Origin of the sequence: Wolbachia endosymbiont (group B) of Episyrphus balteatus (assembly GCF_947250575.1) — a bacterium.
Taxonomy (GTDB): domain Bacteria; phylum Pseudomonadota; class Alphaproteobacteria; order Rickettsiales; family Anaplasmataceae; genus Wolbachia.
This window is the reverse complement of the sequence record NZ_OX366325.1, coordinates 951,937-977,984: the sequence shown is the minus strand read 5'-3', so window position 1 is coordinate 977,984 and position 26,048 is coordinate 951,937. Positions and strand designations below refer to the sequence as shown.

18 protein-coding genes and 1 tRNA gene are annotated in these 26,048 nt (G+C 33.8%); 11 read left to right on the top strand and 8 right to left on the bottom strand.

The window, feature by feature from the left end; translation table 11 throughout:
• Positions 1 to 185 precede the first annotated feature (185 nt).
• Genes OOL05_RS04630 through uvrC form a run of 4 tightly spaced genes read left to right on the top strand, consistent with a single transcriptional unit; the run spans position 186 to position 5,741 of the window.
• Complete coding sequence (locus OOL05_RS04630; protein ID WP_010404500.1) at positions 186 to 944, top strand: hypothetical protein; 759 nt, start codon at positions 186 to 188, stop codon at positions 942 to 944.
• Between the two features lie 44 nt (positions 945 to 988).
• Positions 989 to 1,828, top strand: a complete 840-nt coding sequence (locus OOL05_RS04625; protein ID WP_264374578.1) for a glycine--tRNA ligase subunit alpha — start codon at positions 989 to 991, stop codon at positions 1,826 to 1,828.
• 3 nt (positions 1,829 to 1,831) lie between these two features.
• Positions 1,832 to 3,940: a glycine--tRNA ligase subunit beta gene (gene glyS, locus OOL05_RS04620; protein ID WP_264375949.1), complete on the top strand. Its 2,109-nt coding sequence runs from the start codon at positions 1,832 to 1,834 to the stop codon at positions 3,938 to 3,940.
• Positions 3,924 to 5,741 (top strand): excinuclease ABC subunit UvrC, encoded by a 1,818-nt coding sequence (uvrC, locus tag OOL05_RS04615; RefSeq protein ID WP_264730005.1) that lies wholly within the window; start codon positions 3,924 to 3,926, stop codon positions 5,739 to 5,741. Before glyS ends, uvrC begins: the two co-directional genes overlap by 17 nt.
• Positions 5,742 to 5,752: 11 nt before the next feature.
• Here uvrC and OOL05_RS04610 read toward each other — a convergent pair whose 3' ends face one another.
• Positions 5,753 to 6,244, bottom strand: coding sequence for a Smr/MutS family protein (locus tag OOL05_RS04610; RefSeq protein ID WP_029237658.1), 492 nt, complete (start codon positions 6,242 to 6,244; stop codon positions 5,753 to 5,755).
• A 92-nt stretch (positions 6,245 to 6,336) separates the two neighbouring features.
• On the opposite strand from OOL05_RS04610, the gene rlmB reads away from it, so the two are divergent.
• A complete protein-coding gene (gene rlmB, locus OOL05_RS04605; RefSeq protein WP_264375947.1) occupies positions 6,337 to 7,104 on the top strand; it encodes a 23S rRNA (guanosine(2251)-2'-O)-methyltransferase RlmB in 768 nt (255 codons plus the stop codon).
• 309 nt (positions 7,105 to 7,413) lie between these two features.
• Here the strand turns inward: rlmB and OOL05_RS04600 are convergent, their stop codons facing one another.
• The gene (locus tag OOL05_RS04600; RefSeq protein WP_264730001.1) at positions 7,414 to 8,580 is read right to left on the bottom strand and encodes a hypothetical protein; all 1,167 of its coding nucleotides are present in this window, start codon (positions 8,578 to 8,580) and stop codon (positions 7,414 to 7,416) included.
• Positions 8,581 to 8,879: 299 nt separating this feature from the next.
• Positions 8,880 to 12,386 (bottom strand): peptidase M2, encoded by a 3,507-nt coding sequence (locus OOL05_RS04595; RefSeq protein WP_264729999.1) that lies wholly within the window; start codon positions 12,384 to 12,386, stop codon positions 8,880 to 8,882.
• Positions 12,387 to 12,873: 487 nt separating this feature from the next.
• Here OOL05_RS04595 and OOL05_RS04590 point away from each other — a divergent pair.
• The 3 genes from OOL05_RS04590 to OOL05_RS04580 all read left to right on the top strand — a co-directional run bounded on the left by OOL05_RS04590 (position 12,874) and on the right by OOL05_RS04580 (position 15,807).
• Positions 12,874 to 12,946 (top strand) — tRNA-Val (locus tag OOL05_RS04590).
• Between the two features lie 28 nt (positions 12,947 to 12,974).
• The gene (locus OOL05_RS04585) at positions 12,975 to 13,871 is read left to right on the top strand and encodes a cation diffusion facilitator family transporter (RefSeq protein WP_264729997.1); all 897 of its coding nucleotides are present in this window, start codon (positions 12,975 to 12,977) and stop codon (positions 13,869 to 13,871) included.
• Between the two features lie 55 nt (positions 13,872 to 13,926).
• The gene (locus tag OOL05_RS04580) at positions 13,927 to 15,807 is read left to right on the top strand and encodes a hypothetical protein (RefSeq protein WP_264729995.1); all 1,881 of its coding nucleotides are present in this window, start codon (positions 13,927 to 13,929) and stop codon (positions 15,805 to 15,807) included.
• Here the strand turns inward: OOL05_RS04580 and plsY are convergent.
• The 5 genes from plsY to OOL05_RS04555 form a co-directional block, all read right to left on the bottom strand.
• The gene (gene plsY / locus OOL05_RS04575) at positions 15,802 to 16,377 is read right to left on the bottom strand and encodes a glycerol-3-phosphate 1-O-acyltransferase PlsY (RefSeq protein ID WP_029237657.1); all 576 of its coding nucleotides are present in this window, start codon (positions 16,375 to 16,377) and stop codon (positions 15,802 to 15,804) included. The genes OOL05_RS04580 and plsY overlap by 6 nt on opposite strands.
• 237 nt (positions 16,378 to 16,614) lie before the next feature.
• Positions 16,615 to 18,081 (bottom strand): alanine/glycine:cation symporter family protein, encoded by a 1,467-nt coding sequence (locus tag OOL05_RS04570; protein WP_264686263.1) that lies wholly within the window; start codon positions 18,079 to 18,081, stop codon positions 16,615 to 16,617.
• 2 nt (positions 18,082 to 18,083) lie between these two features.
• Entirely contained in the window at positions 18,084 to 19,418 is a 1,335-nt protein-coding gene (locus OOL05_RS04565) for an alanine/glycine:cation symporter family protein (RefSeq protein WP_010404445.1), read from the bottom strand.
• Between the two features lie 22 nt (positions 19,419 to 19,440).
• Positions 19,441 to 20,211 carry a CDP-alcohol phosphatidyltransferase family protein gene (locus OOL05_RS04560; protein ID WP_019236894.1) on the bottom strand — a complete coding sequence of 257 codons (771 nt, stop codon included), beginning with the start codon at positions 20,209 to 20,211 and terminating at the stop codon, positions 19,441 to 19,443.
• Positions 20,208 to 20,891 carry a phosphatidylserine decarboxylase gene (locus tag OOL05_RS04555; protein ID WP_264686264.1) on the bottom strand — a complete coding sequence of 228 codons (684 nt, stop codon included), beginning with the start codon at positions 20,889 to 20,891 and terminating at the stop codon, positions 20,208 to 20,210. The genes OOL05_RS04560 and OOL05_RS04555 overlap by 4 nt, the downstream gene beginning before the upstream one ends.
• Positions 20,892 to 21,109: 218 nt before the next feature.
• Here OOL05_RS04555 and OOL05_RS04550 point away from each other — a divergent pair, with 218 nt between their 5' ends.
• The 3 genes from OOL05_RS04550 (at position 21,110) to gyrB (ending at position 25,879) form a co-directional block, all read left to right on the top strand.
• A complete protein-coding gene (locus OOL05_RS04550; protein WP_264729993.1) occupies positions 21,110 to 21,976 on the top strand; it encodes an ankyrin repeat domain-containing protein in 867 nt (288 codons plus the stop codon).
• A gap of 76 nt (positions 21,977 to 22,052) precedes the next feature.
• Positions 22,053 to 23,285 (top strand): hypothetical protein, encoded by a 1,233-nt coding sequence (locus tag OOL05_RS04545; protein ID WP_264729991.1) that lies wholly within the window; start codon positions 22,053 to 22,055, stop codon positions 23,283 to 23,285.
• Positions 23,286 to 23,506: 221 nt separating this feature from the next.
• A complete protein-coding gene (gene gyrB, locus OOL05_RS04540; RefSeq protein ID WP_139686601.1) occupies positions 23,507 to 25,879 on the top strand; it encodes a DNA topoisomerase (ATP-hydrolyzing) subunit B in 2,373 nt (790 codons plus the stop codon).
• Positions 25,880 to 26,048 lie beyond the last annotated feature (169 nt).

The window sequence follows — 26,048 nt, the reverse complement described above, 5'->3', positions numbered from 1 at the left end:
GCTACTTGAATGACAGGAAAAGGAGCACTGGGATAGAGGCACTAATATGAAGAAAGAAGGGATAACGGTTATTGGTAAATTTAGATCGTTTTTAACTATTTGCCTTTTTTCTATGCAAGAAGTGTATTGATAAGTCCATTACAATTCAGTATTGTGAAAAATATAAGTCAAGTGTTAGTTAGGACATGGGGATTTTTTTTCAATTTTTGGGTAAGGTGCTAGGCAAGGTTTTTCCTGCCAAAATAGTAAGCTCTTTTTTAGGAGTAGGATATTTACCGGGTTGGCAGCATTATTGGTCTTCTTTTCTAATATTATTTATTACCGACATTATATTAATGCTTACATACGGAGGTGATTTTATACTATATAAAATGCCGAATTCAGGCATAGTTGTAGCTGCTATTTTTACCAAGCTAGCAATAGTTATGTTAGTGCTGCAATTAGTTGGCATATCTATTTTTCATACTCAAGATCCTTCAGCCAGCAGTGATGAGAATATAGTAATACAAATAGCATCAGGACAGGTGATGACTGTTGCGTTTTCGATGCCGGCAATAATGTCAATTTATTATATTGTAAGTAAATTCTATTTAAGTATATGCAAGGCAATACTTCAATGTCCATTTTGGTTTAATGATCTTATGCATTTGTTCTTTTTCTTTATAATACCTTATTTATTTTTTAATATTGTAGAAGTAATAAAACCATGGCCGATAAGTACGATACAGCTTAGTTATAACAATGCAATATCAATCACATTTGAAGGGATTTTTCATGTGTTTTATGCAGTGATTTTATTGTACTTGACTGCATTTATATTCTGCGATCTGACTATGCATGATGCGATTGTTTTAAACAAAAGCATATTTGAGTATGTAAAAGAAAGTTCAATAGCCTTGAGTGACTATTTTCATGGCACTATTAAAAAAATAAGTATAGAATAGTACTTATTTGCTTATGTATTCAGTTTAAAAGATATACAGTTTGCGTGAATCTACAGGATATAATAAAGGGATTACAAGATTTTTGGGCAGATGAAGGGTGTACTATACTTCATCCATATACGTCTGAAGTTGGAGCTGGAACACTACATCCCGCAACAATCATGTCAGCGATTGACGAAAAATCAACAAAAATTGCGTATCTACAACCAGTAATCAGACCTGCAGACGGACGCTATGGCGACAACCCTAATCGTTTATATCAGCATCATCAATACCAAGTTATAATAAAACCATCTGGCAGCAATTTGCAAGATATTTACTTAAATAGCTTAAAAGCTCTTGGTGTATCGACAAAAGAATATGATATTAAGTTTATTGAAGATGATTGGGAAAACCCAAGTGTTGGCGCATCCGGTCTTGGTTGGGAGGTTACATGCAACGGAATGGAAGTAACACAACTTACTTATATACAGCAAGTGGGAGGTATTGACTGCAGAATAATTCCTGGTGAAGTAGCATATGGGTTAGAGCGTTTAGCAATGTGCATACAGGGTGTAGATAATGTTTACGACATAATGTGGAACGGTAGCGGTGCAACTTATGGAGATATTTTTAAACAAAGAGAGCGAGAGTTTTCTTACCTGGCACTTGATTATTATGATACTAAAGTAGTACAACAGCAGTTTGAGGATACAGAAAAACTGTGTAAATTCCTTGTTGAAAAAGAATTGCCGATAGCAGCTTATGACCAATGTATTAAAACGAGCCATCTACTTAATCTACTTGATGCAAGAGGTGTGCTTGGTGTGAATGAACGTACAGCCTATATTGGTAGAGTGAGAGAGTTAACAAAAAAATGCTGTGAATTATATAGAGCAAAGTAGAATATGTTGTCACAATTATTGTTTGAATGTCTTTCAGAAGAAATTCCATCAAGAATGCAGAATTCATCTGCAGCTCAGGTTAAGAGCTATATCACTAATGCTTTTAGTAAAAATAATGTGAAATTTGCATCTATAGAAGTTTATGTGACTGCACGTCGCATTGCTCTTTTTATTGATGGCATAAGTGCTTTAGAGCTAAAAGATTCTAACAATGAAATTAAAGGACCAAGAGTTAATGCACCGAAAAGTGCTATCGAAGGTTTTTTGAGAAAAAACCGGAAAGGTGAAGAAGATTTACTCATTCGCAAAGTAAACGATGAAGATTTTTACTTCATTAAGAGAGAAAGCTGCTTATTTAACATCAACGGGTTTCTCAAAAATCAACTGGAGGAAATGCTAAAAAACTTTTCTTGGCCAAAGAGTATGAGATGGAGTGAAAGAAAAGAGAGATGGGTTAGGCCAATTAAAAATATTCTATGTATTTTAAATGACGAAATAATACCTATATCTTTTGCAGGGGTTACAGCATGCAACGTGACGTATGGTCATAGGTTTCTTTCAGGTGATGTAGTACTTACTGTTAAAACACCCAAAGACTATTTTGAATTGTTAGAAAAAAATAATGTCATTCTCCAGTTGGACAAAAGAAAGCAATTTATACTAGATCAGATTAATAAGTTTACAAAAGAGGAGAACTTACAACTTGAAAAAAATGATTATTTACTTAATGAATTGGCAGGGCTTATAGAGTGGCCAATAGTATTATTTGGTAAAGTAAAATCATCAGAATTACCGAAGAAAGTAATACTTAGTATAATTAATACGCAGCAAAAGTATCTTGCTTTAAGTGATGGACAGAAAATATCACATTTTGTTACTGTTGTAAATGTTAACAACAATGAAGTTGTCAAAGGCCATGAAAGAATATTAGAAGCACGTCTTGCTGATGCCCAGTTTTTGATATCTCAAGACAAGAAGGAAAACCTAGATTACTATGTCAAAAAATTGAGCTCTATTTCATTTCATGCTTCGCTCGGTAGCGTAGAAGAAAAAGTGAAGCGTATTATCGCTCTTTCAAAGTATGTAGCGATATTTATTCCACATGCTTCATTAATTAAAGTTGAACGTGCTGCATATTTAGCAAAGGCAGATCTTGCAACGTTGATAGTGAAAGAATTTCCGGGATTGCAAGGAGTAATGAGTGGATACTACGCTTCTTATTTTCAAGAGGATAAAGAAGTAGTGGAAGCTATAACTGAGCACTATAAGCCAATTGGATCGGACCAAGAATGCCCTAAATCTCCTACTGCGATTGCTGTAGCTATTGCAGACAAAATGGATAGTTTGGTTGGCTTAATTGCAGCAGGTGAGAAAATCTCTGGTTCTTATGATCAGTTTGGTTTGCGGAGAATGACAATTGGTATAATTAGAACAATACTTGAAAATAATTTGCATATTCCAATTAGATTGCTGATAGATAAGTCAGTATCTTTATGTTCAAGGCTTCTATTGAATAAAAATATAACTCCAGTTGATAAGCCAAGTGAAAAACAAATTTTAGAACTAGTATTTAAATTCTGCTTAGAAAGGTTCAAGATTATTTTAAAAAATAGAAATATAAGGCAAGATGTTGTAGATTCAATACTATATAAAGTCGATATTAATGATCTGCTGAAAGCGGAAAAGCAAACTGTGATATTGGATCGTTATCTTAGTACAAAAGAAGGTGAACAGGTTCTAAGCACTTATAAAAGAGCCAGTAACATGATGAGCAAAGTGAGAAAAAGTGATGGCACTACTTATAATGCATCTTACAGTAAGAAGTTTTTGATTGAAGATGAGGAGATTGCGCTATCAAATTGTGCTATAGCTGCTTGTAAAAACATCAAACAAGCGATAGAAAATAACGACTTTAATACAGCGCTTGATGAACTTGCTCGTTTTGCTCCGTTTATCAATCAATTTATGGACAGTGTAAAGATTAACTGTGATTCTAATGAGCTTAGAATAAACAGGTTATCTTTGCTTGCAAATGTTGTTTCTACCTTTCATTTAGTAGCAGAGTTTAACCTTATACAGGTTAAACAATTGATAAATGCTCAGGCAATATAAGGAACAAATCAAATCATCTCCACAATCCTGTGGCGTTTATAAGATGGTTGGAGATAAGAGTAAGGTTTTATACATTGGTAAAGCAAAAAACTTGAAGTCGAGATTATCCGACTACCTTCAATTCGAAAACCTTTCTGAACGAATCAGAGTAATGATCTTACAGGTTATTAAGGTTGAAATATTCATCACTGAGAATGAAATCGAAGCATTGCTTCTTGAAGCACAGTTAATAAAATCGTTAAAACCATCTTATAATATTTTGCTTAGGGATGGAAAATCTTATCCTTATATAACAATTTCTAAGCATGATTATCCAAGAATAGCGAAATATAGAGGTAAGTTTAAGAAGAATGAGTTTCATTACTACGGCCCTTTTCCATCTGCCGCTGCTGTTAAGAACACTATATTATCATTGCAAAAAGCTTTTCTCTTAAGAGTATGTTCAGATCAATATTTCTCTTCAACAAAAAGACCATGTCTTGAGTATCAAGTTAAGCGCTGTTCAGCACCATGCGTAGATAAAATTACAAAAGATGATTACTGCAAATCAGTAAAACAAGCACAAGATACTCTGCTAGGAAGGAATAAAGAAGTGCAAAGACAGCTATTTTCTACAATGGAAAAGTGCAGTAGGGAGATGAACTACGAGCTTGCTGCTGTCTATAGAGATCGATTGAAATTTCTTCAGCAAATTCAAATGCAGCCAATGGATTTTTCTTTTGAAGAAGATGCAGATTTCTTCAGCATTGTACGTGAGGCAGACTTAGCATGCATTGGTGTACTATCTTTCAGAGATAAAGGTAACTATGGAAGCATTCCTTACTTCATTGAGAATTGTAGTGATCATCCAAATGATGAAATTTTATCCACCTTTTTGGTCAATTTGTATAATCCAGTTAATACACCACCAGCACAAATTTACGTTCCCGATTTTATTAAGGATAAGGAAATTATAGAGCAAGCACTTTATGCTCTTACTCAAAAATCAATAAAAGTTTTGTATGCGAAAAATAGTAAAGAGCGTGATTTGTTGAATTTTATTTACAATAATTCTAAGCATAGCCTAGAGCAGAAGCTTACTGATTATAGAAATAACCTAGAAAAGCTCGAAGAGCTTAGCAAAATCTTTTTGTTACCAAATATTCCAAAGCGTATCGAGGTTTATGATAATAGCCATATATCTGGAAATCAACAAGTTGGTGTGATGATTGTTGCAGGGCAGGAAGGTTTTTTAAAAAGTGAGTACAGAAAATTTACTATAAAAGAAGAAATTTCAGGTGATGACTATAAAATGATGAGAGAAGTGCTTACTAGACGTTTCTCTGGCAATATAAAAGACATCATTCCTGATTTTTTACTGATAGATGGTGGGCCAGGACATGTTTCCATAGTGCAGAATGTGTTGGAGATATTGAATATAAACGTTCCTTTTGCTTGTATGGCAAAAGGTCATGATCGTAACGCAGGAAATGAAAGATTTTATGTGCCGAGCAGAGAAGAATTTACTCTAGCAAGTGACAGCAAGGTCATGCTTTATTTACAATTGCTGCGTAATGAAGCTCACCGTTTTGCAATAACTTCGCATAGAAAAAAACGCGATAAACAATTTTTTGCTTCACAATTAAGCAAAATATCCGGTGTTGGCAGTAAAAGAAAGAAGGCACTCATGTCTCATTTTGGTTCGGTAGAAAACATAAGCAAAGCTTCTCTAGCTGAAATTCAAAACGTACCTGGAATTAGTAAAGGTTTAGCAGAAATCATTCTTCAACACGTGAATTCTAAGAAAGGTACTCCTAAATAGGTACTCTAAAATTAACCTTTATTTCTTCTTAATAAGACATAAAAAGCTCCTTTGCCACCATGTTTTTTTATGGCTTGCTGATAGTATAAGATCATATTTCGAACTTTTGTATCATTCAACCACTTATTTAAGCTATTCTTTATAGTGTCTATTTTATCTGTACTATTACCATGCCCCGTAATTACCAATAAGCACCTATTCCTTGCTTGATAATTTTTGATAATAAAATCTATCAATTTACAATAAGCATCATCTATACTATAGCCATGCAAATCGAGTTTATCGCTTATAAAATATTTGCCCCTATCGATCTTTAATTTTGTATTGTAGTCAAGACAAAATGATGAATCACCATTATCAGTATTAAGAAAATTTTCTTGTAAGCCAGAGATACCTTTATCAATCATAGATTTTATATTTACTTTGTGATCAACTTTCAAAGTAACTTTTCCACATTCTATTGGCTTAACATTTTTTTGCCAATCTAACTCATCATCTGACATAAATTCATTAATTGAACTGCATAATTTTACAACAATATATAAACACAGTAAAATATTGCTTACTCTATAAAAATCTGATTTTTAATAATGAGATGAAATCATCAAAAGCTAATGAAAACTGTTGGATATATGGAAAGCACACTTGTATTTCAGCATTAAGAAACAAAAATAGGCGGTGTATAGAACTGTTAGTAACAGAAAATTTCTACAGAGAATTTGAGAAAGAAATTAAACAATGTGCAGATAGTAAGGGCATTAAAGCTCGACTGGTAGAGAACAAAATGTTCAATGATGTTTTACCCAAAGGTGTAAATCACCAAGGAATTGCTTTAAAAGTTACTCCTATTTTTCACAGCTTAAATATTGAAGAAATAGCTGAAAGATCAGGTGAAAACTCTACTATAGTCATTTTAGATCAAATTACTGATACACACAATATAGGTTCGATTTTAAGAACCTCAGCTTGTTTCAACATTGATGCATTGGTTTTACCGTATCACCATTCACCAAGCGAAAATGCATCTATCGCAAAAGCAGCAAGTGGAGCACTGGATATTGTCCCTCTAATATACGTTACAAACATAGTAAAGACGATGGAGTCTTTAAAAAAGATAGGCTACTGGTGTTATGGGTTTGATTGCAATGCCAAGGAAAATATAGATGAAATAAAGAACTTTGGGGAAAAAAGAGTAATTGTTTTTGGTTCTGAAGAGAAAGGAATGCGGAGACTAGTTAAAGAAAGTTGTGATTATCTTTTAAAAATCCCAATGTCAAACGTAATTGATAGTCTAAATGTTTCAAACGCAGCAGCAATAGGACTATATTCCATCTACATTAAAACAAAAATCACTGCAAATTAGTTGCAATGAAAAATATACTTCTTGCCTGTTATCAAGACCGTTGGAATCTAGAAAAAAGAATGCCATTTTAGCTTCACATGCACAGCTGGAAGATGTCATCCCAGTGCGTGACACTGGGATCCAGTTAAATTTGCGAGTATAAAAGTAATGTTAAAATATAACGTTTCTTATGATGATGGGAAAATGGATGCCAGTGTCTGGGCACTGGCATGACATCTTCCTACAGAATAATGTTTGTACAGCTGTGTATCACATGCTGTAATGACAACAGTAAATGACATAGCGAGATATCATCTACTGGCACTTACATTACCAATCCCAAGAAAGTGGTGCACTTGAATCTGTTGGAATTTCGAAAGATGGCTGTGACACTATCTCTTTTATCTCATTTCTAAGCCATTCACTACCTTCTTGCCCAGCATCATTGATAGCTTGCTTGAAACTGCTCTCTAGTACAGCTTTAGCAGCTGCAGCTGCCTCAGGAGCACCATTTAGAGTTTTTGCTATTGTAGTTAACTTAATTAACTCATCGTTTAAGTTATCAGGCATCTTATCAGTCTTAGTTTGTATTGCAGTAACCTTATTTCCTAAATTAGCAGCACTTGTAGCATCTTTTATAGCAGCAACATCAGCAGTAAAGGTATCTGTAATCTTATCAGTCTTAGTTTGTATTGCAGTAACCTTGTCTCCTAAATTAGCAGCATTTGTAGCAGTTTCTATAGCAGTTACTTTAGCTGTTAAGTCAGCTGGAATAGTATCAGTTTTAGCCTTTATAGCAATGACATCAGCTCCTAAGGTATCTGTAATCTTATCAGTCTTAGTTTGTATTGCAGTAACCTTGTCTCCTAAATTAGCAGCATTTGTAGCAGTTTCTATAGAAGTTACTTTAGCTGTTAAGTCAGCTGGAATAGTATCAGTTTTAGCCTTTATAGCAGTGACATCAGCTCCTAAGGTATCTGTAATCTTATCAGTCTTAGTTTGTATTGCAGTAACCTTGTCTCCTAAATTAGCAGCATTTGTAGCAGTTTCTATAGAAGTTACTTTAGCTGTTAAGTCAGCTGGAATAGTATCAGTTTTAGCCTTTATAGCAATGACATCAGCTCCTAAGGTATCTGTAATCTTATCAGTCTTAGCCTTTATTCCTGATATCAGATCTGTTCCGACTTGAGTTTTTATGGTAACCAAATCAGCGCTTAAGTCAGCTGGAATAGAATCAGTCTTAGTTTTTATTGCACCTACGTTAGTTCCAATACCTAATAATGTAGCAATTGCACCTCCAGTCATGAAGTTTGTTGCTGTAGCACTGTAATCTATTTCAGCAGCACCATTAGGTTCATACCTAAAAGTGTTGAAAACACTAGTATTATCTACACCAAAGGTATACTTATTCTGTGCAGCATCTTCATAAATTATGCTTTTAATGGTAGGGGATACTACATTTGCTCCAGCACTGTCTTTAAAAGTTAAACTAGCCATATCACTTTCCGTTAATTATAAAAACCATAATGTGCATGAAAATAATATAAATTCCGTAAATACTAGATTTTGCATAAGATTTCCTTGAAGCTTTTCGCTTCAGAATTCTTCTCTTGTGATCTAAGTATGTAGCAGACGATGTCATCCTAGTAGCCCCTTTGGTGTTATTCCAGTGCTTGACACTGGAATCCATTTTTCCATCATAAGAAACGTTGATTACTTTTATACTAGCAAATTTAACTGGATGCCAGTGTCTGGGCATTGGAATAACAAAAAGAGGGCAGGGCCCTCCTTGTATATTAGATATAGGCTGAGTTATGATCGTGATAAACGTGATCGCTTGCGCAGTCGAACATTTTCACAAAACCATTCTCTAGATAGAGATTATATTCATGATGTTGATCTAATAACTCAAAGTTATCTTGTGTTTCTAAGCTGAAGTGACTTGAATCTGATAGCAATTCGTAATTTGGATTATCTATTTTACTAATGCTGCTTATTACTTTGCCATTACCATTTGATATAGCCAAACTATAACTATCACCATCCTTCATTATTTTGATGGATACCTTATCTTCAGGTAACACTATAAGCTTTTTCGTGTCACTATCGTGAATTAGAAATTTGCCATCTTTAAAGTAATACTTGTCTTCCGGCAAAGCACCAATCTTATAATCCGATGTATGCAGTTTGTTCCAAAAATCTAACACAGATTGCTTATCTGCTCCTTCTGCTCTATTATACAAGGCTTTCACATCATTATAATCTATGATTACATTTGCCTTATGCTTTCCTTCTACATCTCTATCATAGCTCTTTTCTATTTTCAAGATTGTGTCTTTCAACACTACCTGCTCTTTCTCCTCCACTGAAGCTGACCTTTTTGCCCTTGTTGGAATTTGTGGTTGATCAGACTGTATTTCACTATTGTCGTTTGATACAGTTCTCTCTTCAGCAACAACATTAGTAGTACTATGAACTTCTGTCTTAGTTTCACTTACTTGCCCTTTTGGACTTTCGGTTTGTTTCTCTTTTGTGAATATTCTCTGATAGTCCGTGTAGCCTCTGTTAGTATCGCCGATATCGCCACTGCCTTGATCAAAAGTTATTTTTTTGCTTCCATTTCCCATATTCTCAATTTCAACTTGAGGAGAAACAGATGCGAGGAAATCATTATAGCTGTAGTTATAATCAGCAGAAAAGAATATTTGCCCTTTGAAGTTATGGAAGTTATTAGATAACATTCCTATTTCTTCATCAGTATCACCATCAAATAGTTTTACTTTAGTGAAATATCTTTGATTGTTGATTCTCACTATTTCACCACTCGAGTTTCTTTGTATCTGATAATCATTTGGATCATGTTTAATGGTAAAAAGTTTACCAGGGGCATATTTTTCTAAGTTTATAAGGCCCACATTTATATGTTTATGAGAATAATCTCTCTTTTCATATTCATGTGCAAATACTGGATCAATATATTTGTATTCGTCTGGTATGCTACTGTATTCTCTTCCTTCAGAATCAGATGGTGCTAATTTATATTGTCCATCTTTTTCCACCAATTTTAGGTGAGTAACATTGCCTGGCAATTGAAACCTTACGTTTTTTCCATGATCATGAATGAACAAGTTACTTTCATTTATAACTTCACCTCTTTCATTTTTCATCTCTTCAGTGATATAGAAGCCCATATTTTTGAATGCATGTAGATTTTCGCCTCCTTGCTTTACAACCGCTTCGTATACATCGTCGTCTGTTCTATCAGTCCCTTTATCATCCAATAATGTTCCTTTTTCTACGATTACACCGCTTTCTCTTTGCTCATCAGAATATTGAGCATGCTTTGAATCCTGATGATTTAGAATTTTGGTCCCTCTAAGAAGCAGAGAATCTAAATCTTTTTGAATGTGTCCAGTGCTAGGATGCAACAATTCATTTTCATGTAAATGTGCTTCATCAAAGTATTCATCACGTTCAACTGTTCTGCCATCTATCAGAGAAGCTTTATAATGACCATTTTCTTTTGTAATAGCCATATAAGCACCACCGTCATATTGAGTATTCAAGTTGTGCAATATGTCCTCAAAAACAAAAGTTTCTTTAGTTTGACCTTCAACTTGCTTAAAAAAGCCCGATTCGCTCGACAACTCTCCAAGCTTTGTATTCCCATCATATATAGATAGTGCACCCATATCTCCGTGACCAAGAGCTTTGATAGAGAAAACTTTACCTTCTTGTAGATTAATATGAGCACCTCTGATTAGGTTTGGATCGATATTAACCATCTCTTCTAACATCTTTTCTACGTCAATGTTCTGAGTTTCTTTTACTTGTTTCAAGCCAGCGTTTATGGTTTTATCAAGCAAATCATCTTTCAGTTGTGTATATTTGTCCTGTGTAGCATTATATAATCTCTTATCTTCATTATGATAATTAGTGCTGGCTGAATTGCATTTTTCTACAAATTTCTCATAAGAGATCTCTCCTCTTTTGTATTGCTCGTATGCATCATGACGCTGTGTTTCTTCCTGTTCACGCAGGCTTTTCAACACATCATTATATTTTATATCCTTCTGCTTATCTAAGTCTTCTTTCCCATCATAGTAAGATTTTCTAAGATCTTCACCATGTTTTGATAATATCCTCAAAGCTTGCATTTTATACTCTTGACTGTTTTGATATTCATTACCTTGTTGATCAGAGTAAGTCAGCTTAACCTGCCCATCAGTAGTTTTTACTGCCTTTAAGAAATGATATTCCTTTGATATATCGAGGGTATCATTTGTTGCCCTATTAACAGCACGAGCATAATCGTAAAATGACACATGCTCTACAGCAGAGAAACTTCCAACGTTTTCTCCATCTATTTTTTCTATATTTGCTTTATAATACGATACATCTTTAATTTCTCCACCCACTATTTCTTGACCAGTTGCTATAAAATCTCCTTTTGTAACTTGCAAAGCGTTGAGATGTTCCATTGCAGTTTCTGTATCATTCTCAGCAAGCCAACTTTTGAAGTCAGCATCATGTCCTTTTATGTCTTTCAAGAAACTTTTTGATTCATCTGAGTTACCTTGACGTAAAGCATCTAGGTAGTCTCTTAATAAACTAGGATCTTTTTCCTGTAAGTACATTATCAACGCATGACCAGTTTTATACACTAAACTGTTTTCTTCACCATTGGCTGAGTATTGTAAATTTAAAATTCCACCTAGATCCAAATTTGCGGCTTCAGTTTTATCAATACTTGACCCTTGAGCATTGAACTTGTGATCTGAATGATGTTCAAAGTAATCTGCAATTCCCTCCATTAATACTGTAGGTAGAGATTTTCCTCCTGTAGCCAAGTAAGTTAAACCATGTGCAAATTCATGCTGAAGGTTATGAACGCCACCTTGCTGATAGACATACATCTCAGCAAAAATATCAGCTTCTCCTTTGTAGTAACATTTACCACCTTCATCTCCAAGGTAAGAACCAAAACGTTCGCTTCCACCAAGGTGAGTGTAATCAGCCTTATCATCAAACACATAAATTTTGAATGTTTGTTCTGAGCTACCAGGCTCCAGCTTAAATGCATCTTTAAAATTAGTAGCTGTTTCTCTTATCTCACTTTCAATGTGAGCAACTTTACTTGCTCTTAAATTATGAGAATAAACTTCTACTTTAATATTTAAATCTTTAACTTCTATGATATGCTTGTTGTTAAAATATTCATCTTTAGATATATTTTTATTTACTTGTCGATTGATTGTCATTACTTTAACCCCTAGTTTATTAGTCTTTACAATATCAAGCATAAAGTGACTCATCTGAAAAAAACGTAAATTCTCATATTAGTATAATTTATATCTTAATAAAAAAGTATAGATAGTTAACTCAATATGAAAAATCGAGAATATAGCTAAAATTCCATAGCTGTTAATAAGTAGCGGAATTATAATTAAGAAATTTACTGAGTAGAAAAAAAGGTAAAAAAATCCTTTAGTAGCGAGTTTTATAATGTAAATTGGCGTTGTAATAATGTGCTAACAAGCGCGATTTGGCTGAATGTAGAAAAAATAAAAAAGACATGCAGCCGCTATAATTTTTATGTAATTTGCCAATAAATATCTGAGTTTTTTACTGAATTTTTGTTGTTGAACCCGCGAGGATCAAAAATAAGGATAAGTACTCTTATTGGTATGATAAGGAAAGTGGGAAGGTTTGTCAAGGAGTTTCATTCAGCAAGAAGTCTAAAAGCAAATTGACTTTCATTTCACTGAAGCACTATACTAAGGTTAAGATGGGTAATTAGCTCAGTTGGTAGAGCACTTGCTTGACGTGCAAGGGGTCGCTGGTTCGAGCCCAGTGTTACCCACGTTTTTTTGCTCATAAAAAGATTTTATATGACAGCAGTGCACAATGGCAAACACTCAATAGCAGAGTCCAAGCGCTTAATTTATTCCATAATAATAGTTGCAATAACAATGCTTATGGAGATAGTAGGTGGAGTAATTTCACACTCGCTTGCTCTGTTATCAGATGCAGGGCATATGCTCACTGATCTTTTTGCCTTGATTTTAAGCTGGGTAGCGCACAAATTTTCAGCTAAGAAATCTGATTTACAGAGGTCATATGGGTATCACAGATTGCAGATAATTGCAGCATTTGTTAATGGTTTAACTCTATTTTTCATTGCAGCAGTCATTATCATTGAATCAATAAAGAGATTCATTTGTCCGGTCAATGTTGAATGGAAAGTAATGCTAATAATTGCCACACTTGGCCTGATCTCTAACATTATAGTCTTTTTTATATTACATAGTAAATGCGAAAGTAATATAAACATAAAAAGTGCTGTATTGCATGTTATCGGAGATATTTTAGGTTCTGTAGCTGCTATACTTGCATCCATAATTATCATGTTTACCGGATGGCAAATAGTGGACCCTATTTTGTCAGTATTTGTCAGTGTAATAATCTTAAACAGTGGCTATAAAATTCTCAAGAATTCTTGCCATATACTCCTTGAAGGTACACCTGAGAGTGTATCTGCTGAGGAGATAAAAAGTGAGATTGTATCTAAGTTACCTGAAGTGATAGATGTGCATCATATACATGCATGGTCACTATCTGATAATTATTTTATACTTACTATGCATGCCAAGATAAAGCAAAATGGACAACACACTAATACTTTGTATGAGATAAAAAAAATACTACTCAATAGGTTTGAAATTGCGCACTCTACAGTTGAAATTGAGTACGATGAGTGCGTAGACAGTAAAATACTTAAGCATTGACATTTATATGCTATTTGTTATTACTAAAATATCATAATATTATAGAGAGTAGGCTATGATAGGTATTTCCCAAATACAATTTCCTGGAAAGGATTCTTACAGATTAAAGACAGCAAGTTACTTCGCAGCTTTTGTTTCTTTAAGCATTTTAGTTAATCCTGCCAATGTCTTTTTATCTTTTGCCACATTGTTTTTTAGATCTGAAATAAAAACTTTTTACGTTTATAAAGACATAAAAGCTGCAAAGCAGGAAAAAATAAGTAAAAAGGAATATTGGGAAATATTTTTTGAGAAAAATAAAATTAAGATAGCATCTTTCCTTTTATTTTTTGCTTCTGTAACATATCTAACCTTTACAACTACTTTTCTGCTCGTTTCGTTACTTGCAACAATACCACTTGCAATGGTTTTAATTCTATTACAAAGTGAATTAAGGCCAAAGGATTTTAATCCATTTACGTTACTCAAAGCTGCTATAAGTTTCTTTTTAGAAGGCATAAAAGAAAATACTCGCAGTATGACAAATAAGTTTGATGGTACTTATGAGCATTTACTGCCCCATCAATTGAATGACGATATTAGTAATAATATTGGTAAGTTAATACGCAAATATGATCCAGTACCAGAAGACGCTATTAATAATGAGGGATTTAAAGAATTTATTGAATATATAAATCACTTACATATGCTTGATGGCCAACCATTTAGTAATGAGAATAAGGGAAAATTAGTAATGTTTTTGCAAGATTTTTGCAAAGGTAATGAGAAACATAGCTCTGGCTTCACTGGTGGACAAATTCTTCTGTTAGTTCTTAGAGCCTGCAATGATGGAGATAGAGAAGATGTAAAAAATAAAAAAGACGCGTTGATTGCAAATTTACTAGATAGCCAAACTTTCTCTAGAAAAGAACGAATTCCTAACACATGTTTTACTGGTGTTATCTACAGAATGTTAAGTACATTAGAGGGTATTCATTCCGATCCAGAGATTAAATTTACACCACCTAGACAAATGCTCCTTACAGAAGCAGAGAATGAAGCACGTAAGTTTATGTTAGACAGGCTAAAAAATAAGAAAAACAGTAAAGAAATTCTTAGGGCTTGGCATAACGCCCAAAATAATTATGAAGATGATAAAAGTCAAAAAATAGTTGATGATTTTATTGCAGAAGTAAGCATTACTTTAATGAGAAGATTACTGAGTTTTACTTCTCAATATAGTGAACAAATTGTGCTGACGTTAATGAAAAATATTAACTCTGTAAAGTTAAATAAATTAGAGCACTTTGCGCTGTCTCAGCACATAACAAATGAACTACAGGGGGATGGTTTAGACGATCAACTCGAAAACATCAAAGGAAAAGTTTTTTTGGAGCTTTTAAACCAAAATTTACTTAGAACAGATTTTTTTCTCAAGGACTCATCTTTAACTGAAGCTAAGAGAATAGCTAGCAAAATAATAAAAGAAGAAGTAAAAGAATTAAAATTGAAAGCCAAGAAGACTATTAAGGGTCAAGTGGCCAGAATGTTAGATAGTTTAAGAACGTTACCACTAGAGAAAAGGTGTTATAGGGTATACACGGAACTGAGTAAAAATAGCAGAGACGATAAAGAAGAAATAAAGAAAATTCTGCAAGAAAAGCTAGCAATAACAGAAGCAGTGATAAATAACATGTTAAAAAAAGAAGCTTCACACAAGCTAGAGATAGAGATTGAAGATATTTATAATCAAAATAAGCGCAATGTAACCACACTTTATGAAAAAATACAAGAAGTGAAGCAAAGATTCATTGAAGATGAATTTTTAATACCTCAAGAAGTAGAGAGTATAACAAGAGTAAAAATTACAATCTTAAATAAAGAAGATAAAATAATACCATCAAGCAGTTTATCTCGTAGTTTAAGTGTCAGTGATTTAACATCTCATTGCTTATAAAAACTTATGCTCTCTGCCTTGCAGAAGATTTGCAATATTTTTGTAATGCTTCAAGAAAATTAATATCGCTACAGTGAGTAGTATAAGGAATAATTCCTTTTGAAAAAAGAAAGATGCTATAACAGCTGCTGCATTAGCAGCCAAGGAAGCAAGAGAGGAGTACCGAAAGATAAAAAATACTATTAGCCAGACAAATACAAATGCTAATGCTATAGAAATGTTAAGTGCTACTAAAACTCCCAAAGTTGTTGCAACCCCCTTTCCTCCATTGAACCTTAGCCAAATAGGAAACATATGCCCTAGAACTGCTAAAATTGCAGATACATATATATAAAAATCGTTATTATCACAAAATTGTTGTGCTGTATAAACCCCGACAAATCCTTTCAAAGAGTCTAAAAATAATGCGAGGACAGCAAGTCTCTTATTTCCTGTTCTTGCAACATTTGTAGCACCAATGTTTCCTGAACCTACTTCTCTTAAATTTATACCATTTATTTTTGCAATAATTAAGCTAAACGGTATTGAACCTAGTATGTAGGATAATATAAGAATTATATATTTCTCCATTATTCTAGCATCCTCTCTCTTGTCATCCCAGTGCGTGACACTGGGATCCAGCGAACTTTATTCGCAAACGAATCTAGTAGATAAATATAAAATTTTACATTAAAATATAACACTACGGTGGAACTATATGCAAAATAGATCCCAGTGTCACGCACTGGGATGACAAAAGGGAATTTTGCTATGAAGAGAAGATGGTGCTGGAATGACATCTGTTGTTGTACCTTCATATGCCAGAATTTAATTAATTTTATTATTCCTTAGCCTTTTTAGATAACATTGGACTTCATTGTTAATCTGATTGCTAAACAGTATAAGTGCTGTCATATTGATGAGTGCTAAACAAGAGAATAAAGCCCCACCAATATTAGCAATAGCCATTATATCTTTAGACAAACCTGACAAAAATGCAACTACCACCACCGCTATACGATATATTACTACACTTTTTACACCAAACAAATACAGCCATCCCATTTCACAACAATATACAAATGAAATTACTGAGGAAAACGCAAACAAAGGCGCAGCGATGGTTAAAAGTATAGGAAACCAAGAAGAAACTGTTTCAAATGCTTTTTGGGTGATCAATATTCCCTCGCCAATGCCAGTCTGGTATGCGCCTGTTATTACTATTGTTATTCCTGTCAAACAACAAATTAACATTGTATCGAAGCATGGTTCTATCATAGCAACTAGACCAGTCCTAACCGGCTCCTCATCTTTAGCTACAGCGTGAGTAATTGCAGCAGAACCAACACCTGCTTCACTGGCAAAAATTGCCCTTTGAATCCCAGCGACAAATGCTCCTACTACTCCACCACCAACAGCATTGAAGTCTATCATACTGGAAAACAATATTTTTAATGTATTGCTAAAATTGTGAATATTGAATGCAATAATCGTGAAACAACTCAAAATATATATGAGTGACATAATAGGCACCAGCGCAGAAGAGACTTTAGCTATTCTCCTGATTCCACCGATAATCACCAGAGCAAGTAACGTAGAAATTATGGAAGAGAGAAACCAAGGATGACCATCTATCCAATTTGAATAACCAGATAATATTGAAACCATTTGGTTAGTTTGAAACGCTACACTTCCACCAAGACCTGATAATACAAAAACCGCTGCATATATTGCAGCCAGTACGATACCAAGTTTTTTAAATCCAAATTCCTCTAGCCCATTTCTTATATATTGAAAAGGACCACTAAATAACTGCTCTTGACCTTCTGTTCTGTGTCTGAATGCTAAAGTTACTTCAGCAAACTTTGCAGACATACCAAAAAAGCCTGTGATCATCATCCAAGGTACCGCTCCTGGCCCTCCCATTGAAATTGCAATTGCAACACCAGCAACAGTTCCAAGACCTACTGTGCTTGATAGCGCGGTTACAAATGCCTGAAAATGCGTAATGTGACCATCATGATGATCTGTGTCATATTTTCCACATAAAATAGCGAACGCATGCTTAAACATCCTTATGTTGAGAAATCTAAAACGTAGTGTTAGAAATATATAACCAAAGGCCAATAAAAGAATTATAAATGGTACGTGAAAGATCTTGAAAAACAACACTTCATTCATGAAGTTGCTTACTCCATTTAATGCAGTGTCATAACTTTTATGAAAAACTGAAGCAGCGTATACATCATTAAATGGTAGGCAAAATAACACTATATAAAGCATTCTATAAATCATGTTTAATACCTTTTGTAATAAGAATCTATTGTATTTAAGACTTCCCTTCTCAGTAGATATATCGCAACAGCATTTGGAATCATAAGGCACATAAACAGGCTATCACCTAAATAAGATATAAATTCTATATTTTTTGATATACAGCTGATATACACTGAACCCACTATAAAAAACTGAAACAATATCAGTACTTTTTTGTTACCAAATAAGTACACTAGGGCAACTTCACAGTAGTAATAGTAAGCTATTATTGTGGAAAATGCAAAGGAAAACATTATCAGCGGAAGAGCTAGCTTGCTAAATAAAGGTAAGGCTGTTGAAAATGCTGAGCTAACTAACGTAATATCACCTACGGTATTAGTGATATGCATATCGGTGATAATTATCACAATACCAGTCAAAAATGAGACTAATATTGTGTCTACAAATGGTGCAATCATTGCAACACTTCCAACTTTAACTGGGTCTTTCTCTTTTACAATCGAATGTGCTATAGCTGCTGTTCCAGTACCTGCTTCATTAGCAAACACTGACCTTCTTACCCCTGCTATTAATCCACTCAATACTCCACCTCCTATAGCTGATTTGTTAAAGATATCTTGAAATATTATAGATAGAGCATTCAGTAGATTATTTCCGTTTACACAGATTAAATATATACACATGCCTATATATAACATTATCATGATCGGCCCTAAACCTGTTGCAACTAAAGCAATTCGCTTTATTCCTCCCAGTATTACAATTAATACAAATAGCGAGATAATAACAGATGTGTTGTATTCAAATAAGTTACTTGACAACGCTGCAATTTGATTTGCCTGAAATGGTATGCCGCCTAGAATCATTGCAACAAGCAGCATAACTGCGTAGATAAATGCAAGGAATTTGCCAGTCTTCATAAATCCAATCTTTGCAAGTCCATGTTCCATATAATAAAAAGCCCCACCAGTTGTGTTTTCAGAGCGATGAGTAAATGCAAGCACTACTTCAGCAAATTTTATTGACATGCCAAGTACTCCGGTAATTATCATCCAAAAAACTGCACTTGGCCCCCCTATTGTAATAGCTATTGCAACTCCTGATATTGTTCCAAGACCAACTGTTCCTGAAATTACCGTTGCAAATGCCTGAATGTGGGTGATTATGCCGTTATTATTATGGCTCTCTAGGTTGAATAGTGTTTGTATCCCATATTTGAACAACCTAAAGTTAATGAATTTGAATCGAATCGTACAAAAAACCCCAGTTGCAATTACCCAAATAATTATAAATGGTATGTTGAATATCTTTATATATAAAAAAGAGTTTAATAGATCAGTTGCTTTTACAATCATGCTGCTCACTACTTTTATATAGCTAATGAGTTTTATATGTGTAGTATATATAAAGTCCAGTGCTTATTGGAATAGTAAGTATATACAATGCGCCTAAAATTGGTAGTGTTATCCAGGGCTTGCTTATAAACAGTATGATCAATATTCCAAAAAACGACACAAATATATAGGATAGGCTTCTAGGAACATAAATGTACTTTGCAGAGAAAGTTGGAATATGACTTATCGAAAAAAATGAAATGGCCAAAAAGTAACAAGCTGTATTCTTTACGTTAAAAAATTGCTCTATAAGAAGTAAGTATTCACTCTCATGAGATTGAAAGGTAATAATTATTGGTAACAGAGCAAGTAAAGCGCATACAGGAGCTGGAACGCCGGAAAAGAAAAATTTTTTCCAGTATAATTGTTCTGAATGTAACGAAACATTGAATCTGGCAAGTCTTATTGATATGCAGATTACATATATCATTACTAAAATCCATCCTACAACTTTAATTTCATTTAACTTCCAAAAATATAAAAGAAAAGCAGGTGCTGAACCAAAATTTAGAAAATCTGCAAAAGAATCGAGTTGTGCTCCAAAATCGCTAGTTGATTTTAAAATTCTGGCTATTCTGCCATCCATTCCATCTATTATTGCTGCAATGATAATAAAAATTGCTGAAAATTCCCATTGTTCATTAAATGTGAATTTAAGTGAAGTAAGGCCAGCACATAAACCCAGTAAAGTTATAAAATTCGGAAATAACTTGGTAATAGGTAAGGATTTACCGTTACTTTCATCGTTATTCATACAATGTCAAAGGTAAGCTTCTCTTGTTTATTTAAATCTGCTATAACTGTCTCACCACCAATAACAGTTTGGCCTTCTGAGACTCTTACCTCTATTCCAGCAGGGATATAAATATTTACTCTGCTACCAAATCTTATAATTCCAAATCTTTCACCTGCTTTTACGCTCTGAGATGTCCTCAAATTACAAACAATGCGGCGTGCAATAAATCCAGCTATTTGTTCCACAATGATTTCTTTTCCCTTTTCATATTCAATCACAATAATCTGCTTTTCATTTTCATTACTGGATCTATTACTCATTGCAGAAACAAACTTGCCTTTTTTATAGTTCATTTCCTTTATCGTACCAGATATTGGTATACGATTCACATGGACATTCAAAACGCTTAGAAATATGCTGACAAGTGTAAATTTCTTTTCTTCTTCATTCTCTTCTGATAAAGAGTAACTAACTTCTTCTATCTTTGAAATCACACCATCAGCGGGGCTTAATATAAAATCCTTATTGCTTGGTACAGCTCTTGCTGGATCACGAAAAAAATAGGTACATAATAACGTTGGAAATAAGCAAGTAATTCCAGCTCCCCAAGATATAGAGAATGCTATACATGTTACGATAAAGGAAACAACTATAAATAAATAACCTTCTCTGTTTATGTTAGGTAAACCAAAGCACATAATTTATTCTCGATAATTCATTATTAATAATTTATCATTTATAATTTCTCATGAAAAGCTTTTTTTCACTGCTTCACTTTTGGAATGCTTATATAAGCATTGATGAATATTAAATCTTTAATAAAAATTAAAGATTTTTAGCTGTTGTTAATATTATTTTAATAAAAACTTAATAATAATCCTTAATAATCTATGAATTAATATGTTCGCAATTTCGTATGACAGGGGAAATAGAAAAAGATGAATCTCCTTCCTTATACTCTGCAATTCGGATGGGTGATATTGAAGCTACAGAGCTGCTAATAAAGTTTGGTGCAAATGTCAATGATAATTATGAACGTAATCGTACACCACTACATATTGCTATCGGGTATAAGCAGTTTGAAATAGCGAAATTGCTGATAAATAACGGAGCAAACGTTAACGCAAAAACTGGAAATCATGGCAAAGATGACTTAACACCAATGCACCTTGCAATTTTTGCAAACACGCCAGAGTTTATAGAATTGCTAGCTAGCAATGGTGCGTCAATTGATGAAAGAGAAAGCACTGAAGGACATACACCTTTTCACCTTGCTGCTTTATATGGAAATAAAAGTGTAATACAAGCCTTAGTTGATAAGGGACAGGATATTGAAGATATTGATAATAATGGGCGGACAGCTTTATTTTTAGCTATTAGACAATGCACTGAAGCAAAGGATGATAGCAGAGTAGAAGTTATCGAGTATTTGATAAATAAACTCAAAGCAGACATAACGAAAAAAGATAATAATAACAACACAATACTTTTTCCTGCTGCTAATAATTGTCCTGGAAAGGTAGTGAAACTCATCATTAAACAATATATAGAAAGCTTTGGTAGAGATCAGTTGAAGGATTTTATCAACCACAAAAATAAAGATGGAATAGATGCTTTGGATATTGCGCTCAATAGTGGAAATGAAAAAGCCATTGAAGTACTGAGATCATATGGGGCAGGTATCGAGAATAAGGTAACTCACAAGATTACTGCAGAAAAACCAATTAGTAGCCTAGATGAAGCAGAAAGCACAAAGATAGAATCTCCAATCAAGCAAAAATAAAAGCAGCTCTAAATTTCTTGCTTTATTTAAATTCTTTCTATAGCATGATATATTAATGTTAGAATGGGGGTGTGTTATGTTTGCAGGTCAAAATAATAATCAACAGCAAAATAGAAATAGAGTACAGGCTTTAATAGAAAGAGTGCAAAATGCTTACAACAACACTAATAAAATTAAAAGATTCATTAATATAGTTTTATTAGTAAGTATGATTCCTTCATTTTTTCTTCTTGTACAGCTCTCTTTGTATTTATCATTAGTAAATTATTTTTTCAAACCAAGGGAAAATGAAAAAAGATTATCAGCGTGGCCAAAAAATGTTATTAGAATAACATTAAGCATTTTTTTAATTATACACATTATTAATTCCTGTGTGCTTTTGGTACTGCCTATATTGTGCTTATGGTTGCTAAACAAATCACTCATTGAAGAAATACAGCAGTTTAACGATTTAATACAACAAATTCCAGAGGAAGAAAGGCCTATTTTCTTTCAAGATTTAGCAGCCATTCCTTTTATGGCACAAACTACTCATGACCCAAGTGCAGTTGCTAGTATAAACTTGAGTGTTGATAGACTCATAGAAAAGTATAAAGAGAATTTAAGCAAAGATGAATTCTATGTACAGCTAAATAGAGGCAACACAACCGACATTGAAGAGTACATCAAACAGTCAAATGAATTTACAGAAGGCGATAAATCTAATGCACTTGAATGCTTAAGATTTATCAATAGAACAGGAGATAATTTTAAAGACAATCATAGTAAGTTAACACTAAAGCAAGCAGCTATTTTATGTTGGAAAGCCTGCAATGATAGAAATACAGGAACAGAGAATCAAAGAACTCCTTTGAATGATGAAGACATAAAAAACAGAAAAGATATGTTTTTAAAAGGTCTTGTAGACGCTGCAACAACTTACGGTAATCAAGGTCAAAGTTGTGCAGGTGGAACATACAATAAATTATTTGAGTCTTTATCTGGCTTACATCCATCAGTGGTTATTACACTCGATGGAGAAGAGGCTAGAGAAATGATAAAAGAAACGATCACACAAAAATTCCCTGAAATGGCCAGAGCCAATTTCACCAATTTCTCTGGAACAGAACAAGAAAGGATCCGTAGCGAGTTACCAGAGTTATCATCTGAAACAGTAAGGTATATTATGACTACGCATTCAGCTCTTGAGAGAAGGTGTCAAGAGTTCAGCAATAGATTAAACAATGATAAAAAGAATGAAATATTAGAAGAGTGTATGAGCAACTTATCCTGTGTTGAGCTAGAAAGTCCAATTGAAAGAAGAAGGTAAATTGTATTTGATTGTAGCCATTTATCTTGAAATATGAAGCAGAGTTTTGTATGATTATTTGAACTTAAGTTTATGTATTGAAATAACATGTAAAACCACTTCGTGTAGGTGATGTATTATATTTTATCTACATGTCAAGGATCCTTCTTTCAACTTAAAGATGTTGCTAATCAGCACATACAAATGTAATATTAATTAATATTTATAAATAAAGCAATTCCATGGAAAGTAACTACAACGCTGACGCAATAAAAATCCTAAGAGGTCTTGATGCTGTAAGAAAGCGTCCAGGTATGTACATTGGTGATACTGATGATGGATCTGGTCTGCACCATATGGTGTACGAGGTTGTTGACAATGCGATAGATGAGTCTTTAGCTGGTTATTGTAGTAAGATTGAAGTTAGCATAAATGAAGATGGCTCAGTATCTGTAACCGATAATGGTCGTGGCATTCCAACTGATATTCATGCAGAGGAAGGAATATCAGCAGCAGAAGTGATAATGACCCAATTACATGCAGGAGGTAAATTTGACAGCAATACCTATAAGGTTTCTGGAGGATTACATGGTGTTGGAATTTCAGTTGTTAATGCGTTATCGAGTTGGCTGGAATTAACCATATGGCGCAATAAGAAGGAATATTTCATACGCTTTGAAGATGGTGAGTCTGTTGAATCTTTAAAGGTAATTAATGAAAACAAAAATAAAAGAGGAACTAGAGTAACGTTTATGCCATCAACGGGGACTTTTAGTAGTATTGATTTTAGTTACTCCACTCTTGAGAGTCGCATCAGAGAATTGGCATTTTTAAACTCAAATATTGAGATCATTTTGTGTGATCTCCGTAATAAACCACATGTAAAGTCTCATTTTAACGATAGTAAAGAGTCTGAAGATAATTTTGGTACAGCTAATTTTGTACGGTACTTAGACAAGAATAAGACACATGTTACTAAAATTGCCAGCATTAGAGATAATGTAAAAGATCTAGGTACCAGTGTAGAAATATCAATGGAGTGGAATGATTCCTACTATGAGAATATGCTATGCTTCACAAATAATATAAGACAACGGGATGGTGGTACGCATTTGGCGGGGTTTAGATCTGCACTAACCAGATGTATCAATAACTATGCAAACAATGAAGGTTTTTTGAAGAAGGCAAAAGTGAATTTGACTGGAGAAGATGTTAGAGAAGGCTTAACTTGTGTTTTATCTCTCAAGATGCCTGATCCTAAATTTTCTTCACAGACAAAAGATAAATTGGTCAGTTCTGAAGCGCGGGCAGTTGTAGAGAGCATAGTTTTTGACAAGTTGAGTACAATACTTGAAACTGACCCCAAGTTAGCAGCAAGTATAGTAGAAAGAGCGATTAGGTCAGCAAAAGGAAGAGAAGCCGCAAGAAAAGCACGAGAGTTAGTTAAAAATAAAAACAATATTAATATTGCAACTTTACCTGGAAAGCTTGCCGATTGTCAGGAAAAAGTTCCTGAGTTATCGGAATTGTTTATAGTAGAGGGTAATTCCGCAGGTGGTACTGCAAAGCAGGGACGTAATCGTAAAACACAGGCGGTACTTGCTTTAAGAGGGAAAATTCTAAACGTAGAACGTGCAGGGCTGGATCGTATTTTTTCATCTGCAGAAATTGGCTCTCTGATCACGGCAATTGGAGCTGGAATAGGGAGTGAGCACTTCGATATTGAAAAAACTAGGTATCATAAAATTATCATTATGACAGACGCAGACGTTGATGGCTCGCATATAAGAACTTTGATTCTAACTTTCTTTTTTAGACATATGCGTGAAGTAATTGAGAAAGGATATTTATACATAGCGCAGCCACCGCTCTATAAAGTTACAAAAAATGCTAAAGATACTTATATCAAAGATGATGAAACTTTTGAAGAGTATATAGTAAATTCAGCGATTAAAAGATTAACATTAAATGGTGTAGGCAAAGATTTGCGTTTCGTTTTGAATAAGTGCCTCAGTATTTCAAACATTAGCAAAAATTATGATAGGGAAATACCAAAAGATCTCTTAGAATCATTGCTAATTTTAAGCAAAAAGAATGCTCTATTGTCTGCTGATGAGATATTAAAATATTTAAAATTGATGTATAGTGAATATAATTGGGAAGTAGAAGTAAAAGATGAGGAAATTCACATTGCTAAATTGTTTCAAGGGTTAGCAGACAAATATGTATTCTCGCTTAGTATGCTTGAAAGTAAAGAAATACGGAATATATTGAGTTCTCTTGATAACATAATTGACTTATTTAATGGTGATTCATTTTTACAGTCACAAGAAACTGAAATAAAAATAAAGTCTCCAAGTGCACTCGCAAAAATAGTGATGGATTATGGTAAAAAAGGTTTAACTCTGCAGAGATTTAAAGGTCTTGGTGAAATGAATGCTGATCAGCTTTGGGAAACTACACTCAATCCAGAAACTAGAACTCTGCTAAAAGTTGAAATAAAAGATTGTGAAGAAGCAGATAGCATATTCTCGGTGCTAATGGGTGATATAGTTGAACCACGTCGTGACTTTATAAATAACAATGCACTTAACGTGCATGATGTTGATATTTGATTTTAGAAACGCTAAACCCTTATGGCTTAGCATTGTGTGCCAAACCGGCTATTTAAAACGTACTACTAACCAATCCATTTCAGAAATCTGAATTGATCTCGGTTGTATTCCCGTTTTCGATCATAAATATATAGATTTTCTGCCCTATTGTTGTTATAATTAATACCTC

What these genes read in the sequence shown, in the direction of transcription:
- OOL05_RS04545 (WP_264729991.1), top strand. Translation starts at nt 22,053, where the DNA reads ATGTTTGCAGGTCAAAATAATAATCAACAGCAAAATAGAAATAGAGTA.
- OOL05_RS04555 (WP_264686264.1), bottom strand. Translation starts at nt 20,891, where the DNA reads ATGTGCTTTGGTTTACCTAACATAAACAGAGAAGGTTATTTATTTATA.
- uvrC (WP_264730005.1), top strand. Translation starts at nt 3,924, where the DNA reads ATGCTCAGGCAATATAAGGAACAAATCAAATCATCTCCACAATCCTGT.
- OOL05_RS04630 (WP_010404500.1), top strand. Translation starts at nt 186, where the DNA reads ATGGGGATTTTTTTTCAATTTTTGGGTAAGGTGCTAGGCAAGGTTTTT.
- gyrB (WP_139686601.1), top strand. Translation starts at nt 23,507, where the DNA reads ATGGAAAGTAACTACAACGCTGACGCAATAAAAATCCTAAGAGGTCTT.
- OOL05_RS04595 (WP_264729999.1), bottom strand. Translation starts at nt 12,386, where the DNA reads ATGCTTGATATTGTAAAGACTAATAAACTAGGGGTTAAAGTAATGACA.
- OOL05_RS04610 (WP_029237658.1), bottom strand. Translation starts at nt 6,244, where the DNA reads ATGTCAGATGATGAGTTAGATTGGCAAAAAAATGTTAAGCCAATAGAA.
- OOL05_RS04570 (WP_264686263.1), bottom strand. Translation starts at nt 18,081, where the DNA reads ATGATTTATAGAATGCTTTATATAGTGTTATTTTGCCTACCATTTAAT.
- rlmB (WP_264375947.1), top strand. Translation starts at nt 6,337, where the DNA reads ATGAAATCATCAAAAGCTAATGAAAACTGTTGGATATATGGAAAGCAC.
- OOL05_RS04580 (WP_264729995.1), top strand. Translation starts at nt 13,927, where the DNA reads ATGATAGGTATTTCCCAAATACAATTTCCTGGAAAGGATTCTTACAGA.
- OOL05_RS04565 (WP_010404445.1), bottom strand. Translation starts at nt 19,418, where the DNA reads ATGATTGTAAAAGCAACTGATCTATTAAACTCTTTTTTATATATAAAG.
- OOL05_RS04560 (WP_019236894.1), bottom strand. Translation starts at nt 20,211, where the DNA reads ATGAATAACGATGAAAGTAACGGTAAATCCTTACCTATTACCAAGTTA.
- OOL05_RS04550 (WP_264729993.1), top strand. Translation starts at nt 21,110, where the DNA reads ATGACAGGGGAAATAGAAAAAGATGAATCTCCTTCCTTATACTCTGCA.
- glyS (WP_264375949.1), top strand. Translation starts at nt 1,832, where the DNA reads ATGTTGTCACAATTATTGTTTGAATGTCTTTCAGAAGAAATTCCATCA.
- OOL05_RS04585 (WP_264729997.1), top strand. Translation starts at nt 12,975, where the DNA reads ATGACAGCAGTGCACAATGGCAAACACTCAATAGCAGAGTCCAAGCGC.
- plsY (WP_029237657.1), bottom strand. Translation starts at nt 16,377, where the DNA reads ATGGAGAAATATATAATTCTTATATTATCCTACATACTAGGTTCAATA.
- OOL05_RS04600 (WP_264730001.1), bottom strand. Translation starts at nt 8,580, where the DNA reads ATGGCTAGTTTAACTTTTAAAGACAGTGCTGGAGCAAATGTAGTATCC.